General features: G+C 35.1%; 13 protein-coding genes and 1 other annotated feature. Of the genes, 6 read left to right on the forward strand and 7 right to left on the reverse strand.

Translation table 11 applies throughout. The annotated features are described in order from the left end of the window. Positions 1–38: 38 nt before the first annotated feature. Positions 39–1,097, reverse strand: coding sequence for a response regulator (locus EKG35_RS06580; RefSeq protein ID WP_126293642.1), 1,059 nt, complete (start codon positions 1,095–1,097; stop codon positions 39–41). Between the two features lie 56 nt (positions 1,098–1,153). Beyond that, positions 1,154–1,765, reverse strand: a complete 612-nt coding sequence (locus EKG35_RS06585; RefSeq protein ID WP_246020226.1) for a class D sortase — start codon at positions 1,763–1,765, stop codon at positions 1,154–1,156. 372 nt (positions 1,766–2,137) lie between these two features. Between EKG35_RS06585 and EKG35_RS06590 the strand changes: the two genes are divergently transcribed. Both EKG35_RS06590 and EKG35_RS06595 read left to right on the forward strand, forming a co-directional pair. After that, positions 2,138–3,259 carry a collagen binding domain-containing protein gene (locus EKG35_RS06590; protein ID WP_126293643.1) on the forward strand — a complete coding sequence of 374 codons (1,122 nt, stop codon included), beginning with the start codon at positions 2,138–2,140 and terminating at the stop codon, positions 3,257–3,259. A gap of 35 nt (positions 3,260–3,294) precedes the next feature. Further along, positions 3,295–6,270 carry a collagen binding domain-containing protein gene (locus EKG35_RS06595; protein ID WP_246020232.1) on the forward strand — a complete coding sequence of 992 codons (2,976 nt, stop codon included), beginning with the start codon at positions 3,295–3,297 and terminating at the stop codon, positions 6,268–6,270. A 59-nt stretch (positions 6,271–6,329) separates the two neighbouring features. On the opposite strand, the gene EKG35_RS06600 is transcribed toward EKG35_RS06595, so the two are convergent. The 4 genes from EKG35_RS06600 to pheS all read right to left on the reverse strand — a co-directional run bounded on the left by EKG35_RS06600 (position 6,330) and on the right by pheS (position 13,109). Beyond that, positions 6,330–9,104, reverse strand: coding sequence for an ATP-binding protein (locus EKG35_RS06600; protein WP_246020228.1), 2,775 nt, complete (start codon positions 9,102–9,104; stop codon positions 6,330–6,332). Further along, on the reverse strand, positions 9,105–9,452 hold the full coding sequence (locus tag EKG35_RS21215) for a hypothetical protein (protein ID WP_246020230.1): 348 nt from the start codon (positions 9,450–9,452) through the stop codon (positions 9,105–9,107). Positions 9,453–9,653: 201 nt separating this feature from the next. Continuing rightward, the gene (pheT, locus tag EKG35_RS06605) at positions 9,654–12,059 is read right to left on the reverse strand and encodes a phenylalanine--tRNA ligase subunit beta (RefSeq protein ID WP_126293645.1); all 2,406 of its coding nucleotides are present in this window, start codon (positions 12,057–12,059) and stop codon (positions 9,654–9,656) included. A gap of 12 nt (positions 12,060–12,071) precedes the next feature. Beyond that, on the reverse strand, positions 12,072–13,109 hold the full coding sequence (gene pheS, locus EKG35_RS06610) for a phenylalanine--tRNA ligase subunit alpha (RefSeq protein WP_126293646.1): 1,038 nt from the start codon (positions 13,107–13,109) through the stop codon (positions 12,072–12,074). A 188-nt stretch (positions 13,110–13,297) separates the two neighbouring features. Then, positions 13,298–13,528: a binding site (T-box leader), on the reverse strand. 216 nt (positions 13,529–13,744) lie between these two features. Here pheS and EKG35_RS06615 point away from each other — a divergent pair. Continuing rightward, entirely contained in the window at positions 13,745–15,115 is a 1,371-nt protein-coding gene (locus tag EKG35_RS06615; protein ID WP_126293647.1) for a methyl-accepting chemotaxis protein, read from the forward strand. 103 nt (positions 15,116–15,218) lie between these two features. Here the strand turns inward: EKG35_RS06615 and EKG35_RS06620 are convergent, their stop codons facing one another. Then, positions 15,219–15,980 (reverse strand): TrmH family RNA methyltransferase, encoded by a 762-nt coding sequence (locus tag EKG35_RS06620; protein ID WP_126293648.1) that lies wholly within the window; start codon positions 15,978–15,980, stop codon positions 15,219–15,221. Between the two features lie 513 nt (positions 15,981–16,493). Here EKG35_RS06620 and sspI point away from each other — a divergent pair. The 3 genes from sspI (at position 16,494) to EKG35_RS06635 (ending at position 19,424) form a co-directional block, all read left to right on the forward strand. Continuing rightward, positions 16,494–16,703, forward strand: a complete 210-nt coding sequence (gene sspI / locus EKG35_RS06625; protein WP_126293649.1) for a small acid-soluble spore protein SspI — start codon at positions 16,494–16,496, stop codon at positions 16,701–16,703. A 160-nt stretch (positions 16,704–16,863) separates the two neighbouring features. Beyond that, entirely contained in the window at positions 16,864–18,243 is a 1,380-nt protein-coding gene (locus EKG35_RS06630; RefSeq protein WP_126293650.1) for an FAD-binding oxidoreductase, read from the forward strand. 140 nt (positions 18,244–18,383) lie between these two features. Continuing rightward, positions 18,384–19,424 (forward strand): S-layer homology domain-containing protein, encoded by a 1,041-nt coding sequence (locus EKG35_RS06635; protein WP_185807666.1) that lies wholly within the window; start codon positions 18,384–18,386, stop codon positions 19,422–19,424. Positions 19,425–19,659 lie beyond the last annotated feature (235 nt).

Genomic DNA, 19,659 nt, shown 5'->3' on the forward strand with positions numbered 1-19,659 from the left:
AACATATCATTAGGTATATAGGGAACCTTTATTTCCCATCAACGGAAAATTTGTTCAAGCATCGATTTTTGAAACTTTTCTCCTTGCTTATTCCCAGTTTCTTTATAAAGCTGAATTAACATTCGGTATGACATTTCTTCTAGTGGATCTAATTTTTGAATACGGTTTGCCAATGTAATTACTTCCTGGTACATTTCTTCATTATAATAGTAATCTAATAATAGACTGGAATAGTAAATCCATATTTCCCGGTATTTATTTCTCTCCCCTTCAATCCACCAATAATCAGCGTTATCCAAATAATTCCCGCTATATAATGATACTAATACTTCAATTTGTTTATAATTTGTTGCATCTACTTTTCGTATATCCGATAATTCTTTTACTTTCTTTTCAAACAACTCCACATCAACTTCGATATTTTTCACCTTTAGCTGGTAGCCAATATCTGTTCTTATGATTTCAATTGCATTGTTTAAAATAGACTGGTGTGACTCCAACATTTTTCTGAGATAATAGACCATCCTATGCAGACTAGCAATCGATTTACTGATTTCCTTCTCTTGCCAAAATAATTCTATCAAGGTGTCCCTATAAATATTTTTGTTTCGTTCATGCAATAAGAAAAGGAATACATCCTTCACTTTCTGTGTTCTCCACTTATCAAAAACAATCGCTGCTTCTGATTGAACAAGTATTTTTAAATCACCTAAAAGACAAAGCCTAGGTTTTATTTTCTTTATTTTTTTAGATGCCCTTTCTATTGTAATTTGCAGTCTTTTATATGTTACGGGCTTTACTAAATAATCTGTTGCTTGCAGCTCAAATGCCTTAACCGTATATTGGTCATAAGAAGTAGTAAAAATTATTTTGCATGCTGGATTTAATTTTTGAATTTCTTCTGCTAATTTTATTCCATTCATTTCAGGCATTTCTATATCAATAAAGGCAATCTCCACCTGATGTAATTTTAAATAGTCCAATGCTTCAACACTAACATGAAATGTCACAATATCTGTTATGAAAGAGAATCTTTTTAGTAAATTAACTAAATGATAAATCGCTAATTCTTCATCATCAATAACAAGTGCTCTCAAACTATTCTACCGCCTTCTCCTGCATTTAATTGTTCTGTTAACTTTATGGAATAATTTTATGAAACTTCTTTGTCATACGGGTAAGCATAAATAATAAAACGCTGCGTGGCACTGCCTAGGAAATCAAATGGATAGCAGGTTGTTACAACAAGAACTTCTTCGCCCATTTTCCTTATAACGGTCGTATCATCCTCATTGACAATTTCCGTATCTTTAATCTGATAAGTGAATGTTCCATAAGGCATATTTACAATGAAAAGATCTCCTATTTCTATCTTGTTAAAATCTCTAAAAACCGTATCACGATGCCCAGATAAGACAATCTGTTCCCCTTGCCCTGGAAAAACAGACTTGGTTAAATGGCCGACCCCTCTATCCAATGAGTCAGCATCTGTTCCTTCAACGACTGGAAGAGTCCTATTTAATTTTGGAATTTCAAGTGTAGCAAAGGCTTCATTCATTGCGGCCGTAAAATTCTTGATCTCTGATTCTGTTTCTTCTTCTTTTTCTTTTTCTTTTGCAAAAGAAACCTCGCTTTTACTGACCTTTTCAACTGCTTCTTCTAGTGCTGCATCTTGCTTTTCCATAGTTTGCGAGTACTGGGCAAAAAATAAGCTGACAAAAACAACCCCTGCAATAAGTAATGTATATTGAATTATTTTAAGCAAAAGACCACCTCTAAATTCCTATTAGTAGAATTATTTTAAAAAACTATAGAAAAAGATTAGGAAAAAGTCACTTATTTATTACTATTTTTATCATAGATTTACATATTTTAACACAAAATTCTTTGATTATCATAATATTCTACTGCCAAAAATTCAATTATTTTAAATTCTCCGAGTTTTACAACTTTTGTGGAGAAAGTGTAGAGAACTTTCTTCAATAATGATTTAGGATGAACTGCAAAAATATGTAATTCATTACTAGTTTCAAAAACTTATCAATGCATTCATCTAAATAATGTAGAAAGTTGAGGGATGGGAAACACAAAGGATATCTGGTAAAAAATTAATCAAATAGGAGGTAATAAATGTAGAATGAAAAAAATCAGTTCTTTATGCTTAGTCCTAGTTTTAGTGATTAATAGCATTTTTTTTAGTTTAGGGATTCCTCTATCTGCCAGTGCGGAAGAGAATATACCTTCAGAGGAACCTGTTACTGAGGATCATTCTGTTCAAGAGGAAATGGATACAAAGAACACCACAGGAGATACTGTTGAAGTCATTATTCCTCCAACAACAGGTGATTCAGCAACTATAATAACGAACGTTACTTTAGAGACAACAGAGGGAGAATTAATAGATGCTGATAAGAATCCTACCAACCAACCATTGCTAGGCTCAGAAGTAATTATCAAATACGAGTGGAAACTGGAAAATGGGCACAATTATAAAGATGGGGATATTTTTGAGTTCCAACTACCAGAACAATTTGAACTTTACAATGAGTTTGATGGAGATTTAGTTGCAGGCTTCGGAACTGTAGGTACTTTTGTTGTTACAAAAGATGGGAAAGTTACTTTTATCTTTAACGGCAATGTAGAAACACACTCAAATATAAGTGGAACATTTGAAGTTTGGAGTATTTTCAGTGAAACGACTATTACTGGCAGTACTCATCAAGTCATTAAATTCCCAATTCAATCAGGGGAACTTGAAATACCAATAATTTTTAAAGAAAAACCGGGAAAAACTATTGAAAAATCAGGGAAACCTAATACAAATTATAATGCATCATCAATTGACTGGACTGTTGATGTCAACAAACATCTAGACACTATAGCTAAAGCTGTGGTTAAAGATCCAATTGAAGAGGGACAGGAATTGGTGAGCGGATCAATTAAAATTTACTCATTAGAAATGCAGTTAGATGGTACTGCTGAAATAAGTGGAGAACTAGATTCAAGTCTTTATAACATTGTGAAGACTGAAGATGGGAAAGATTTTGAAATTCACTTTGTATCTGATGAAATTAATGCAGCTTATCGTATTGCCTACACAACAAATATTACTGATGTAGATAAAACAACTTATAGCAACACTGCTACATTAAGTGGAGATAATATCAGTAATGCCGAAGCGACTAGTACTGTTTCTGTACGACGTGGTGTACATCTAGAAAAAGAACTTATGACTACAATTCTTCAAAGCAAGAGATAGATTGTCAGATAAAATATAATTATAATGAAAAAACAATTTCAAAGGATAACGCTGTCTTAGAGGACTTCTTACCTGCTGGACATCAGCTTATAAAAGATACTTTTAAAATTTATAAAGTTACATTAGATGCTGATGGAAAGGAATCTAAAAGCGAACTAGTGGATTCCTCGGAATACACCTTAGCAGATAAAACTATAGATGGTTCACATGGTTTTACAGTAAAATTCAATAAAGAAATATCGTCTGCTTACAAAATTGAATATAGTACAAACCCAATTGAACCAATCTTCAATAGTGGGAATGCCGAAAATAAGGTGAAGTCAGTAGAAACAGAAAAAACAGCTACAAGATATGTACAACAAGTTGTTTTAATTAAAAATTCGCAAAACCCTAACTATAAAGAGAAAACGGTAGATTGGAAGATTGAACTAAACGGAAACTCCTTTAAAATGGAAGACCTTGTGTTAACTGATTCATTTGTTAACGGTGGGCTCGAACTTGTGGAAGATTCTTTTAAGATTACAAAGGCAAATCAAGAGGTTTTAACAAAGAACACTGATTATGAACTTGTACTTCAAGAAAAAGGATTTACCGTTAAATTCCTAAATCCAGTTGAAGAAAAACTAATTATCACATACACTACAAAATTCAACAATGATTGGAAAGAAGATGATTCAAAACCGAATTTCACTAATAATGCGGAAATTCACTGGATAGAAGAAGGAGCACCAAAAGAAAAAACTACTACTGCTGAGTTTAAACCTGATGAATATACTACTAATAATGGCTACAAAAACGGAAGCTACAACCCAATTACAAAAGAAATTACTTGGGAAATTGGCATAAACTATAATTTAAAATCAATTTCAAAAGCCATTATTGAAGACTATATTTTACAAGGGCAAAAATTAGTAGATGGTTCTATTGAGGTATTCCATGCAGAGCCTCTTGGTGGCAAAAATGAATTTAGTAAGGGTGCAAAACTTTCTGAAGACCAATTTACTGTCGACACTATTGAAAATGGTGAAACTCTAGGGTTTAAACTTGCCTTTAACCAATCTATCAATAGTGGATATATTATTACCTATAAAACTACTTTAGACAATCAATTAATCGTTGAAAAGTATGACAACACTGCTACATTATATGATGACACGCAAAAGCTAACAGATTTGAATGCAGGTGTTGCAGTGAAGCATGGTGGAGAATATGTCAACAAGGATGGTTTGCAGGATGGCAAGGTAATTGATTGGACCGTTTACATTAACCGTGGTCAATCTACTATCGCAGATGCAACAATTTCTGATACGCCAAGTGAAAATTTAATACTAGTAGAGGATTCTTTTGTTGTATATAAAACAGAGGTTAACCAAGACGGTACGATATCTAAAGGCGACGTGCTAGATAGTAATGCCTATACACTTGAGTTTACTGAAAATGATGAGGGCAAACCAACCTTCAAACTAAGCTTCAATAATACAATCGAAACAGCTTATATGTTAGAATACCAAACTTATATTAATGCACAACATGGCGCTACTGTATCAAATAAAGTGAAGCTTAATGGAGCTGGTTTAACAACTGAAGTCACAGAAACTAGTAAGTCCATCGTTGTTAGACTTTCTGGAGGCGGCGGCAGTGGTTCTGGTGAAACAGGCCAACTTGTTGTAACAAAAGTAGATGCCGACAACACTGAAAAGCTACTGCCTGGTGCAAAATTCACACTTTATGATAGCGAAGGAAAAATACCAATAAAAACCGTTACAACAGACGAAAAAGGACAAGCAATCTTTGATGGTCTATTATATGATGACTATATTTTGAAGGAAACTGCTGCCCCTGAAGGCTACTTTATCGAAATTCAAGGGGAAGAAAAAGTGACAATCGATGAACCACAAGTTTCTGTAACGGTTACAAATAAAAAATTGCATCAAGCAGTTGAACTGACAAAGCTTGATGCTGATGATGAGTCAATTACTTTGGCAGATGCAACATTCAAGCTTTTACGATACAACGGAACAGAATATGTGGATATCGGTTTGACGGATCTTAAAACGGATGCTAATGGAAGATTAGCTATACCAAATTTACAGCCTGGTGAATATCAGTTAATCGAAACAGTTGCTCCCCTTGGTTATGAATTGGATGCAACACCGATTCCATTCACTATTACCGAAATTCAAACTGAAATCGTAAAAGTTAGTCACGTAAATAAAAAACATATCGATGCCGTAGAATTAACAAAGGTTAAAAAAGGTGATCACTCTGTAACTTTAGCAGGGGCAGTTTTTGATTTACTAGATGAATATGGCAATGTAATTTCTAAAGACTTAACGACAAACAATGAAGGCAAAATCATAATCCCTGCTTTACAACCAGGAAACTACCAATTCATTGAAACAAAATCACCATCCGGATATCGCCTAAGTAAGGACCCGCTTAATTTTATTATTGAAAATGATCAAAAAGAAACAGTAAAAGTCACTTTTGAAAATGAAGTGATTCGATCTGGCGGCGGTGGCGGAGGCAACTCAGGAGGAGGCAACGGCGGCAACAATGGCGGCAATAATCCTGGGGACTCTGACGGCAACAACGGCGGCGGTAATAACCCTGGGGACTCTGATGGCGACAACAACGGCGGTAATAACCCTGGAGATACCGACGGCAACAACAATGGCGGCAGTAATCCTGGAGGATCTGACGGCAACAACAATAACGGTAATAATCCTGAAAAACCTAACGGCAATAATGGCGGCGGTAGCTCCGGGGACACTAATGGCAACAATGGTGGAAAGAACCCTGGAAAACCTAATGGCAACATTAACGGCAATAATAATTCAGGTAATTCCAATGGAGAAGTCGCTGCTGGAAACTCAAATAATTCTAACAGTGATACAAACTATGAATTGCCAAAAACTGCAACAAACATGTACTCCTTGTTAGTAATTGGGTTATTATTGCTGCTTTCAGCATTTTCAATTATGTTTGTAACTAAATTAAGAAACTCTTAAAAGGAAATGAGCCAATCACATATTGTGGTTGGCTCATTTTATGTTAGTACAAATTAGCATTAAGGGAAGGTTATTTCCCCTATCTCTTTCTTAATTGGAATATAGAAAGTAATAGTTGTCCCTTTATTATATGAACTAACGATTTGCAGCCCTTTACCAAATAGCTGTTTTAAGCGGCGGTCGATATTTTTCAACCCAATACTTTTTCTAACTTTCGAGTCACTTTTATTCATGAAGAGCTGCTCAAATTCAGCCTCAGTCATACCTTTGCCATCGTCAATTATCGAAATTTCAATACAATCTAACTGCCTGCGAACCCGAATGCAAACTTCTCCCCCATCTTTGCGATCTAAAATACCATGTATTACCGCATTTTCTACAAGTGGTTGAATTGACAACGGAGGTACCTGAATTTCAATTGAATCATCAATCTCCCATCGAACTCTTAAGCGATCACCAAAACGTACACTCTCTATATATAAATAGGAACGAACAAGAGAAAGTTCACTTTCAAGAGAAACAAGTGGTGCTGCATTATTAAAATCAATGCTGAAACGTAAATAATTACTAAATTCTTCAAGGAGCTCCTGCATTTTATTTGTATCTATCGTTCCAAGTGCAGAAATTGAATTTAACACATTAAATAAAAAATGTGGTTTGATTTGTGATTGCAGCCAAGCACCTTCCATTCTTACACGTTCCTCAATGGATTGTTTTAGTTTTATGAGTACTTGCACTCTCACCTTTAATTCCCATGAATCGATAGGTTTCGTTACGTAATCATTTGCGCCTGCATGGAAGCCGGTCAACATATCCTCAGACCGAGTTCGAGCAGTCAGTAGCAGAATAGGTAGCTCCGAAAGAGTAAATTGTTTGCGGATAATACGCGTTAGCTCAAAGCCTGAAACATGCGGCATCATCACATCTGAGATAACAAGATCATATTGTTCCACTTTGAGTTTTTCAAGAGCTTGTTTTGCACTGCTAACAGCGGTCACTTCATATTCCTCTCCAAGAAGGGAAATCAATATGTTTAAGTTAATATTGTCGTCATCTACTGCTAAAATTTTTGGTTTCAATTCTTGATTAACATTATAGTCGTTTCGCGTTTCAATCTGTGTTGAAAGCTCAGTTGTTGCAGCAATAGTATTGATTGATTCTTTCAGCAGATTAATTATATAATTTTCCTCTTCAACTTCACTAACTTCGAATAGAGGAAGTGTAAATGTAAAAGCAGAGCCTTTACCTGGAGTTGATTCAACTGTTAATGTTCCGTTATGCAATTCTACTAATTGCTTACAAATGCTAAGTCCAAGTCCGAATCCACCACGTTCACTTGATGAATTAATAGAAGCTTGTTCATAGGGATGGAAAATAGTTTGCAATGCCTCTTTTTCAATTCCTATTCCAGTATCTTCAACAACAATATAAGCTTTTTTATTCTCAATATACACATGAATTGTGACTGTTCCTTCATCAGTAAATTTCACTGCATTATGAACTAAATTAAATAAGACTTGAATAATTCTGTTTTCATCTGCTAAAACAGCAGGAAATGTATCAGGAATACAAACTTGCAGACGGATTGGTTTCCCATCCAGCATAAGTTTTATCATATCCACAACACCAGCTACAACAGAATGTAACTGTACTCTCCCTAGTTGTAACTGAATCGTTTTTTCTCTTAATCTAGTGACATCCAGCAAGTCATTTAACATTAAGGACATACGCTTGCTGACTTTCATTATAATTCCTAAGCGTTTTTTATGCTCTTCACTAGGCGGGGTTTTTCGGTCATCTAAAATTGATTGAATAATATTGATTATACCGTGCAATGGATTTCTCAATTCATGAGAGGTATTAACTAAAAAGTCATCCTTGCGCGTGTTTTCGAGCTTTAATTTTTCAGCAAGCTGTTCCGCCTTTGATGTAACGAGGAAAAAGCGTTTAAACCAAAGTGCTGCAAAAGCTAGTATTGCGAAAATAAGATCAAAAGGATAATGTATATATTCTAGCGACAAACGACCGTGTATTATTACCCAAACAATGTTTACTCCAATACTTAAACAACTAATTAAAAGATAGATACTTTCTTCTATCTCCTTATTTGTATTTTTAAGCAAAATCACCGAAACAATGATTGATAATAAAAGGACTGTACCGAGTATGGTAATTGTATGTAAAGCATATTCCAAAGGTGCTAGTAGAATGAAGATAGCATAAAGAGCACAATATAACGAGTACCATCTTAGAATTTTTAAATAACCTTCAATAGGGAATAAATTCTTAATCAAGTGTGGAATAAATGCTGCAACACCAATATATGAGAGAAAAGTTAATTTTGCCCCCCATACATAGTTGATTTCAAATACTCTATACAGTAATTTATCATCTGCTCCCAGAACAGTAATAAGAGCAGAGAATAATATTAAGGAAAAGTATAACAATCCTTTATTTGGATTAGCGCCAATAACATATAAGATTAACGCATAAACACCGTGTATTATTAAGACTGCACAAAATAATAGCTGCATTCCAATGGAAAGGTTATTTCGATAAGTAATTGCTTCTATTGTTCCAAAGCGTAAGGGTTTTATAATTCCCCCCTCATTAAACTTACTAGATACATGTATTAGTATGTCAACTTCATTTTCTTTAGGTCCAAATGAAACAGAATATGGAATTTTATTATTTTCATGTAAGTCGGAATTTGATGATGGTAGTCCAGCTCCCCCTACTAATTTTCCATTCACATATATTGCAGAGGCAGTATTAATTTCTGAAATCTTTAAACCAAATGTATGGGGACTTTCATCATCAAGCAGTATTCGCAATCAATATGTACCGTAGTGAAAAGAATGATCCTGATCATTAATAAAAACATCATTCCACTTACTTGGAACTTGTATATACGTTTTATCTCCCTCGACCGATTGTAGAGATTCATCAGGATTGATTAAAGTAGATGGGTAAAACTCCCATTCTCCATTTAACGGGAGCGTCTTTTTATCTGAAAACTCCCATCCACGTAAATCTAAAACACCATTATTTATACTTGGGCTTTCAGTATAATTAAGCGTTGATAAGAAGTTCATCCATATTAAACGGAAAATAGTAATGATAATAAGAAAAGTAATAACAATTAGTATCTTACTTTTTGTTGCTTTTTTAAAACTTAACATACTTTGTTAATTTCCTTTAATGTTATATTTTCACTCTTATAATAAAATTTTAGCACACTTTTTAAAAATATTTTATCAAAAATTTAACAAAAGTAGTTTTATATACCTCATAAAACTTTTTCTTCTTATCTTCTTATAAGTAACAATAAAAAAGGTGGTGAAAAGTAAATAGCCTTTCACCACCATCTAATTTGTATTAAATTATCGTACTTCCGCTCCAGCCTCAGCCAATGCTTTTAGCACTTTTTCATGAGCATTTACTACTTCTTCATCTGTTAACGTACGCTCTGGATCGAAGTATGTTAAAGAGAAGGCTACTGATTTTTTGCCAGCTGTCATTTTGTCACCTTCATATACATCGAAAACTTTTACTTCTTTTAAAAGTTTTGTTCCCGCTTTACGAATTATTTCAACAATTTCTCCAGCTGGTTTTGAACGATCAAGCTCTAATGCGATATCACGAGTCATCGCTGGGAAACGAGGAACTGGTTTATACACTAACTCTTCTACAGACGCTGTAATAATCGCTTGTAAGTTTAATTCAGCTACAAACGCTTCTTTTAAGTCATACTTTTTGCGCTCTACTGGATGTAGACCACCAATTATTCCGACTTTCTCTCCATCAAGCAAAATATTTGCCGTTTGACCAGGATGCAAACCTTCAACAACCGCTTTTTCATACGAAATTCGTTCTGATAAGCCGAGTTTTTCGAATAAAGCTTCTACGATTCCTTTTGCAACGAAGAAATCTGCATTTACTTTTTCACCCAACCATGCATTGTCTACCCATTTTCCAGTTACAATAAGGGCAATATGCTCTTCTTCATAAGGAAGTTTTTCTTCTGTTTGACCCAAGAAAACAGACCCGATTTCATATAATGCAACAGATTCCTCTTTACGAGCTACATTATAGCTTGCTGCTTCCACTAAATGAGGAATTAAGCTTTGACGTAATGTAGAACGATCTTCACTCATTGGCATTAATAATCTTGTTGTATCTTCTGCTTTTAAAGCATATTTTTGTGCTAACTCATCAGAAGTCAATGAATAAGTAATTGCTTGATATAGGCCAGAACCTTCTAATAAATTACGAACAACGCGTCGTTTCGCTTGGTAAGGTGTTAAACCACCAACTTGTTCCCCTCCACTTGGAAGCGTCATTGGTATTTCATCATAGCCGTACAAACGAGCGATTTCTTCTACAATATCTTCTTCAATTTTAATATCTTGACGACGAGTTGGTACATCGATAATTAGTAAGCCATTTGCTGCTTCTACGTCGAATTTTAAACGATTTAAAATTGACAACATTTCCTCTAACGATATTTTCATCCCTAGTCGAGTATTAATAAAATCAGGAGATACAACGACTCTTGCAGGTGTCTTGTCTAATTCATCAATTAACACTGTTCCATCTAACACTTCTCCACTAGCAAGTTCTTCTAACATTTGAGCAGCACGTTCAGCAGCTAGAAGGACACGATTTGGATCTACTCCTTTTTCAAAACGAGCTGATGAATCAGAACGAAGCCCTAATTCTTTTGATGTACGACGAACTGAAAGGCCATCAAAATAAGCAGCTTCAATTACAACTGTTGTCGTAGAATCTGTCACTTCAGAGTTTGCACCACCCATTACCCCTGCAATTGCAACTGGCTCGATGCCATTAGTAATAACAAGGTTATGAGAATTCAATGTACGTTCTTGATCGTCTAAAGTAACAATTTTTTCACCTTCGTTTGCTAAACGTACAACAATTTCCTTTGTTTTTAATGAATCATAGTCGAATGCATGAAGCGGTTGACCATATTCCATTAAAATATAATTTGTAATATCAACAACATTATTGTGTGGGCGTACACCAGCAGCCATTAAATAATGCTGCAGCCAAAGTGGTGATTCGGCAATTTTTACGTTTTTAACAACTTTCGCACCATACAATGGATTTTCTTTAGCTTCCACTCGGAGTTTTAAGTAGTCTTGAGCTTTTTCAGATGAAGTTTCATAGTTAATTTTCGGTAATTTTACTTCCTGTGAAAGAATAGCTGCCACTTCATAAGCAACTCCAAGTATTGAAAGTGCATCGGAACGGTTTGGTGTTAAGCCAAGTTCTAATACAATATCACGTAAGCCGATAAGCTCCAATGCGTCGCTTCCTGGCACTGCATCTTCAGGCAGTACATAAATTCCGTCAGCGTAGACCTTCGGAACAACACGTCCTTCTATACCTAGCTCTTGTAATGAACAAATCATTCCGTTTGATTCCTGGCCGCGCATTTTAGCTTTTTTAATTTTCACGCCCCCTGGAAGACGAGCTCCAGGTAATGCTACGATAACTTTTTGACCCTGCGCAACATTCGGTGCACCACAAATAATTTGTCGCACATCACCTTCTCCAACTTCAACTTGGCAAATATTTAATTTATCTGCATCAGGATGTTTTTCTTTTGAAACAACATATCCTACAACTACATTTGTCATCCCTTGCGAACGATCGATTACTGCATCTACTTCTATACCAGAACGTGTAATTTTTTCAGCTAATTCTTCTGGTGTTAAGCTATCTATGTCAACATATTGTTTTAACCAATTTAATGATACTAACATTTTTGCGCCCCCTTACTCTTCTGTTCGGTGGAATTGTGATAAGAAACGATTGTCATTCGTATAGAAATGACGAATATCATCCACTCCATATTTCAACATTGCAATACGTTCAGCACCGATTCCAAATGCAAATCCTGATACTTTTTTAGAGTCATATCCAGCCATTTCTAGTACATTTGGATGCACCATTCCAGCTCCTAAAATTTCAATCCAGCCTGTTTGCTTACATACGTTACAGCCAGAACCGCCGCATTTATGACAAGAAACATCAACTTCAACAGATGGCTCAGTGAATGGGAAGAAACTTGGACGTAGGCGAATTTCACGTTCTGCACCGAACATTTTTTTCGCTAACGCATCAAGTGTACCTTTTAAATCACTCATGCGAATGTTTTCACCAACAACTAACCCTTCAATTTGCATGAATTGATGTGAATGTGTTGCATCATCATTATCGCGGCGGAACACTTTACCTGGCGAGATGATTCGAATTGGTTCACCTTTTTTCGCTTCCATCGTACGTGCCTGCACTGGTGAAGTATGTGTACGTAAAAGTGTTTCTTCTGTAATATAGAATGTATCTTGCATATCACGAGCAGGGTGCCCTTTAGGCAAGTTAAGTGCTTCAAAGTTGTAATAATCTTTTTCAACTTCTGTACCTTCAGCAATTTGATATCCCATTGAAACGAATAAATCTTCAATTTCTTCGACTACGCGTGTTAAAGGATGACGATTTCCTTGGCGAATTTTACGTCCTGGCAACGTCACATCAATTGATTCTTTTTCAAGTTGTTCTTGAATGGCTTGAGCTTCTAATACAGCAGCTCTTGCTTCTAATTGTGCTGTTACATTCTCACGAACCGTGTTGACAAGTGCACCCATTTTCGGACGCTCTTCAGGGGATAATTTCCCCATTCCTTTTAATAAATCAGTAATTGGACCTTTTTTACCTAAATACGCAACACGAACATCATTTAATTCTTTTAAATTCGAAGCTGCTGCTAATTTAGCTAATGCTTCTTGCTCTAATTGCTTTAATTGTTGTTCCATTTTTATATACCTCCTTAAAAAATTTGGCTTTGTAGTGATGTGACTAATGGGTTATGTGCGGTTTCCGCCTGATTATGTGCGGTATTGGAATGTTTAAGTGCGAAATTCATCGGTTTATGTGCGGTTTTCACAGATTTATGTGCGAATAACCAATTAACCTCTTTTCACAACAAAAAACCCCGCCCCTAAAAAGGGACGAGGACTAATTTCGCGGTACCACCCTAGTTATTGCAAATATGCAATCACTTCATTAACATAACGGCTAACTCAGCCGGCTTTCCTTTCACAAATAAACTTGATCCCGGAAGCTGCTCGTGGGGTGAACTTCAATATTTACGACAATACATATGCTTTCAGTCTACGGCCTATGCTCCCTAAAAGGTCTATAAATATTTACTCTTCCCACTCATAACGCATTTAAAATTATTGTATTTCTAAATTCTTCATTATTTTACTTCAAAACGGAAATCGTTTCAAGTACAGCAATCACATTCTCATTTAAAAATATTACATTTTTAATATACGTAAAAAATAGTACATTTTAAACATTTGTATATGGAATTTTTAACTAATATGTTATATTTTATATTATATTAACGTTAGATTTTGTAACATCAAAAAAGGAGGGATATTTTATGCTTTTTATAAAAAGACGAGAAGAAATAAAAACAGAATCAAGTTTCGAAGACGCATCTCTAAATATCAATGGACAAATTCAAGTTGCAATTGACCAACTTAAAGCAGTAGTTGAACAAATGAAAATCGCTTCAATAGCACTTGAGGAAACATCTGCTTCTAGTAAAGAAAAATCAAATAGTTTACTTGAGCATAGTATACAAACTGCTGAACATGCACAGCAAGTTTCTAAAAAAATGACTGAAATTGAATCATCCGCCTTACATATTTCTGCCTTTTCACAAGAAATTCTTTCAAACAGTCAAACTTCAAATGAAGAATTAATGATATCTTTTGAATCTTTTCATTCACTTCAAAAAAAGTTTGAAACTTTAAGCAATAGTCACAACACTCTCCTACAGCAAATGAATCAGCTAGTAAATAACTCAAGAAAAATTATTGATATCGTCCATACAATCGGATCCATTTCCCAAAAGACGCGAATTTTAGCTTTAAATGCATCCATCGAAGCTGCTCGAGCAGGAGAACACGGAAAAGGATTTGCAGTAGTAGCGAATGAAGTTGGGAACCTAGCAAACCAAACCTCAAATGCAGTGGAAGAAACACGAGAAAATATTGATTTAATCTTAAACGAGATTAATAAATCTACACATATGGTGGAAACTGAAACAAAGCAAATTCAGGAGGGTTCAAACGAATTAAATGACATTCTGAAATATTTAAAATCATTCCAATTGAAATTAAGTTCTATAACAAAAATGGTTTCCGAATCTACTGATGCTGTGGAGGGACAACGAGAAAGCGTCCAGGAGATTGCACAGCTGCTTCAGGAAATATCTCAATTGGCGTTTGAAAACAAAGAGAATGTTTATCACGTATCAAACGATTTAGATAAGCAGCACATAAATGTAGAAGAGATACGAGCAATAAGTCATTCATTAATTCAAACTTCCGAAGAATTACAAACAATCGTTCAACAAGATTTATCCGCACATGAAATAGAAATGGATCACTCCTTAATCAATAACATGACACAAATTCTTTCACAACTAAACCAAACAAGACAGCTAGTAACAATGAATACACAAGTACACAAGAAAGTATTGGATGATATTCTTTCATCAAACAAACAATTAGAAGCAATATGGTCTAATCGACTGGATGGAACATTCGTTTATTCGAATCCTACAGCTGGTCTTGTTAACGCAAAAATGCGTCCTTGGTTTATTCAAGCTTCACTTGGACAAGTCTATGTATCAGAGGTTTATATTTCTGCTTTAACAAAGAAAAATTGTATTTCACTGTCAATGCCTATATTAGATGGAGATCATATTATTGGTGTATTGGGAGCTGATTTACTGATTGAATAAATAATAAATGCGCAAGTACCCCACTTAGCCTTTTAGGTTACTTTCACTAAAAGGAGCAGGGTCTTGTGCTAGATTCTTCTCATTCTCTTCTTTAGTTTCTAAATTAACGAATAAATTGATAGAGCAGTATTCCAGTTGCTACAGCAACATTTAGCGATTCAGCTTTGCCCAAAATCGGGATAATGACATTTTGATCTGTTTTATCAAGCAGCTGTGGATGAATACCACTGCCTTCATTACCTACGATTAATGCAAAGTTTTGCGAACCTTCAACCTCAGTATAATCAATGGCATCTTGTAAAGCAGTTCCATAAACTTTTACATCACGCTCTTGTAAATCTTCAATCCAATCCATTAATTCACCCCGCACAACCGGGATATGGAAATGGGAGCCTTGAGCTGAACGTAATGTTTTCGGGTTGTACGCGTCTGCACAACCTTTTCCTAATACGACTGCATCAATACCAGCTGCATCAGCTGTACGAATCATCGTACCAATATTGCCTGGATCTTGCACTGCATCAACAAGTAAAAGTTTTCGCCAATTTGCCTGATCTTCATTTGTTGCCTGTTGTTGTTTACAATGGGCAAAGACACCTTGAGAAGTCTCTGTCTCCGCAATTTCTTTTGCAACGGAATCCGTAACCTCCACCATCACGACATTATCAATTGCCCATAATAAAGGTAATTCCACACCTTCACGCACAATAATCTGAACAATTTGCTCTTTATTTTTCAACGCTTCTTCCACTAAATGAAAGCCTTCTACGATAAATTCTCCTGTTTTTTCACGTTCTTTACGAGTTGTTACAAGCTTTTTCCAATGCTTTACTAAAGCATTTTGTGTTGATTCAATTCGTTTCATTTATACAGTTACCGCCTTTTCCCTTTCGTTCTTAAAGCCTAATTTTACATGAAAAGTTGGACAGTGTAAAAATCTTCTTCTTGAAAAGGTCAACCTATTTCTTAACAGAATAGTTTTGTTCAATTCCATTGGTTTTTAAAAGTGTACTAAGCCTTTTTATATGCTCCTCAGTAGTATGTTCACCAAAGTTTTCAAATGAGCTCGTATAGAAATGAATTTAGTAAAACGCATTATTGCACAACATCCTGATAAACAAAAATAGGTTTCCATGCTTAACAATGAATCATTCTGCATTGTTTCTGAAACTAATGAAAACGGTGGAAAAGGAAATATTATAAAAGTGTAGAAGAAGTTGCAATGGAAACTCGCTATCTTTTAATCGAATGTGGCATGGAATTTTACTGCTGTTATCCAACCCTTTTGTGAATTGTTTAAATTCATCATTTATAAAATTATTTACTATGTATAGTTTTTCTATGTTGAAGCAGACTACTCTTAGAGGAGGAGATTGTTATGAATTTTCAAATTCGAGATGCAATTACAGCAAACGTTCAAGGCGACAGTGCTAACGAGTTCCGTGATACTGTAGAGGATGCTATTTCTCGTGGTGAAGAGCATTTACTACCTGGTTTAGGTGTATTTTTAGAGAAATGGTGGAAAGCATCGTCTGCTGCAGAACAGGAAGCATTTACAGAAAAATTATCAAAAGCTTTTCAATCTTAATATCAGATGTCTACTTACTTGGTATGAATTTAGGGACCGTCCAAAATACTTTTGGATGGTTCCTTTTTTCAACATTCCCATTTACATAATATTTCAACCTTTCATAAAATTCTCATTTAATCTAAAATAATAGTTACTAATAAATAATGAGGTGTAAAAAATGCAAGTAAGTATTTCAGATGCTATTAATCAATTATTAGAAGTTTTAGAACAAGATCAAATTACTACAAACGAAACTGTAAGACAATTACATGCAAAAGATGAATCACACCATGAGCCAGTTTTACCTGATGTGGTAGTCTATCCCCGCTCGACATTAGATGTACAAAACATTTTAAAAATCGCAAACGAATTTAAAATTCCAGTTGTTCCATTTGGCGTCGGCTCAAGCTTAGAGGGAAATGTAATTCCAGTTAATAAAGGAATTTCGATCGATTTTTCACTAATGAATTCCATATTGGAAATTCGACCAGATGACTTATTAGTAAAAGTTCAGCCAGGAGTTACACGATTACAATTAAATAAAGAATTAAAAAAATATGGGCTTCAATTTACCGTTGACCCCGGGGCTGATGCAACAATTGGTGGAATGACTGCCACAAATGCAAGCGGTACTACCGCAGTTTGCTACGGTGTAATGCGCGATCAAGTTCGTGATTTAGAAGTTGTCCTTGCTGATGGCACAATCATGCATACAGGAAACTTAGCTGTTAAGTCTTCCTCCGGCTACAATTTAAACGGCTTATTTGTTGGTTCTGAAGGTACTTTAGGGTGTTTTACAGAAATTACGCTTCGTGTATTCGGTATTCCAGAATTCGTTACTGCAGGTCGTGCACTATTTGACACGATTGATTCTGCCGTACAGGCTGTTACTGCCATTAGGCAAGCAGGAATTCAAATTGGTCGAGTAGAATTGGTAGACGAAGCTTCAGTCCGTCAAGCTAACATCTATAATGATACGAATTATGAAGAAAAGCCTACTATATTTTTAGAATTCCATGGTAATCAGTCTGGTATGGCAGAGGATGTATCTTTTACAAAAGATATATTTGAAGAATATGGTTGTACTAATTTTGCTTTTGAAACAGATACTGCTTCCCGCAACAAACTTTGGGAGGTCCGACATAGTATTGCTTATGCGTTCATCCACGGTTTCCCAGGGAAAAAAATGATGACAACGGATGTTTGTGTACCAATATCGAAACTTGCGGAGGCAATTCGCTTTGCCCGTTCACAAATAGAAGTCACAAGTCTAGTTGGCGGAATTGTTGGCCATGTTGGTGATGGAAATTTCCATGCTCTCGTCATGTATAACCCACAATCCGATGAAGAAAAATTAAGCGCGACAAAGTTCAACGAAAATATAGTGAATTTTGCTTTAAAAAACGGTGGAACTTGTACAGGTGAACATGGTGTAGGAATTGGCAAAGCAAAATACCAACAAACTGAGCATGGGAATTCTCTAGAAGTGATGAAGGCTATTAAAAAATTATTTGACCCAAATAATATTCTAAACCCTGGAAAAATATTCATTTCTTAATTATATTTAACTTATCATTATTGGATCTCTTGTTTTTTGATTTAATTTTGATATTTAACTAGTAAATGGAGGACCTAGATTTGAAGGGAAAATGGAAGTTTTTTATACTGAATAGCCTCGCTCTTTTTACTTTTCTATTTATGAATATTGGGAGTAGCCAGGCTGCAACATTTAAAGATGTACCCTCAAAACATCCAAATTCTTCCGAAATTGAATTTTTAGTACAGGAAGGAATTATTAAAGGATATGACAATCTTACATTTAAACCGGATAACAATGTAACAAATGCTCAAGTTGCTACAATGATTGCTAGAACGTTAAATCTCGATTTAGAAAATAGACCTAATCCTAATTTTTTAGACGTTTCAAAAAATCATGGTGCATACGATGCAATTGCAGCAGTTGTAGACGAGAGAATTTTTCCAAAAGGGAAAATGTTTTATCCGAATGAACCAATTACCCGTGAAAAAATGGCGCACGTGCTAGTAAATGCTTTTGATTTAACTGGTAAAAGCAGTGTTCGATTTAAAGATGTTTCTACAAAAAGCAGTTATTACGCTGCAATTAGTACACTTGCAGCAAATAATATTACAACCGGATATACTGATGGAACATTTAAACCAAAAAGTCCATTAACTCGTTCACATTTTTCTGCTTTTCTTTCCCGTGTTTTAGTGCCTGATTATATTCCAGTTACCGGGAAATTCAAGTTCAATAAGAATTATCAATATACTTTTGAATACATTGAAAATAACGGAAGAATTGGTACAGAGGTTTATACGTATAAGAAATCGGACAAAAATACTGACCTATGGAGCGTTACAGACGAAAGCGGTTCTAGTAGAAACTATCAAAGTATTTTAACTGATAGCCGATTTAAATTTTTCGCACCTAAACAAGGAAATTTAGATGAATACTTAAAATTCTCTATCCCCTCCCCTGTTAAATTGGGGTCAACCTGGAGCTATGCTTATAACGATTCCTATCTTTCGGTTCGCTATACCGTAACAAGTATGTCAGAGAGTGTTGATACTGAAGCAGGCACCTTTAATCAGGTAATGGAAGTAGAAAGTACGGACGGCTATCTATATTATTTCGATCAACAATATGGTCACATTTTGACTTACGATTTGGATAATGATCAGGTCGTTTATGAATTAATTGATCTTAAAAAGAATTAGTTAAGAGCTTGAAAAAGTATTGATTATAATCATCTCATCTCTATAGATTTCTAAAGATGAGATGATTTTTTGCTATTGTTTTATCAATTTGAACTGTATGTTAAGGATAATTTAAAGGAGCATTCCTGTTAGAAGGATTTTCAGGGTCTTGAAATAAAAAAAGCCCTCTAGTATGATGCATGAGTGTCAACAGCCATTGACCCATCATCACACAGGAGGACTCCGTCTATGAATT

Origin of the sequence: Lysinibacillus telephonicus, assembly GCF_003966145.1 — a bacterium.
Classification (GTDB): domain Bacteria; phylum Bacillota; class Bacilli; order Bacillales_A; family Planococcaceae; genus Ureibacillus; species Ureibacillus telephonicus.

What these genes read in the sequence shown, in the direction of transcription:
- EKG35_RS21215 (WP_246020230.1), bottom strand. Translation starts at nt 9,452, where the DNA reads ATGTTAAGTTTTAAAAAAGCAACAAAAAGTAAGATACTAATTGTTATT.
- EKG35_RS06635 (WP_185807666.1), top strand. Translation starts at nt 18,384, where the DNA reads ATGAATATTGGGAGTAGCCAGGCTGCAACATTTAAAGATGTACCCTCA.
- EKG35_RS06590 (WP_126293643.1), top strand. Translation starts at nt 2,138, where the DNA reads ATGAAAAAAATCAGTTCTTTATGCTTAGTCCTAGTTTTAGTGATTAAT.
- EKG35_RS06615 (WP_126293647.1), top strand. Translation starts at nt 13,745, where the DNA reads ATGCTTTTTATAAAAAGACGAGAAGAAATAAAAACAGAATCAAGTTTC.
- EKG35_RS06620 (WP_126293648.1), bottom strand. Translation starts at nt 15,980, where the DNA reads ATGAAACGAATTGAATCAACACAAAATGCTTTAGTAAAGCATTGGAAA.
- pheT (WP_126293645.1), bottom strand. Translation starts at nt 12,059, where the DNA reads ATGTTAGTATCATTAAATTGGTTAAAACAATATGTTGACATAGATAGC.
- EKG35_RS06630 (WP_126293650.1), top strand. Translation starts at nt 16,864, where the DNA reads ATGCAAGTAAGTATTTCAGATGCTATTAATCAATTATTAGAAGTTTTA.
- pheS (WP_126293646.1), bottom strand. Translation starts at nt 13,109, where the DNA reads ATGGAACAACAATTAAAGCAATTAGAGCAAGAAGCATTAGCTAAATTA.
- sspI (WP_126293649.1), top strand. Translation starts at nt 16,494, where the DNA reads ATGAATTTTCAAATTCGAGATGCAATTACAGCAAACGTTCAAGGCGAC.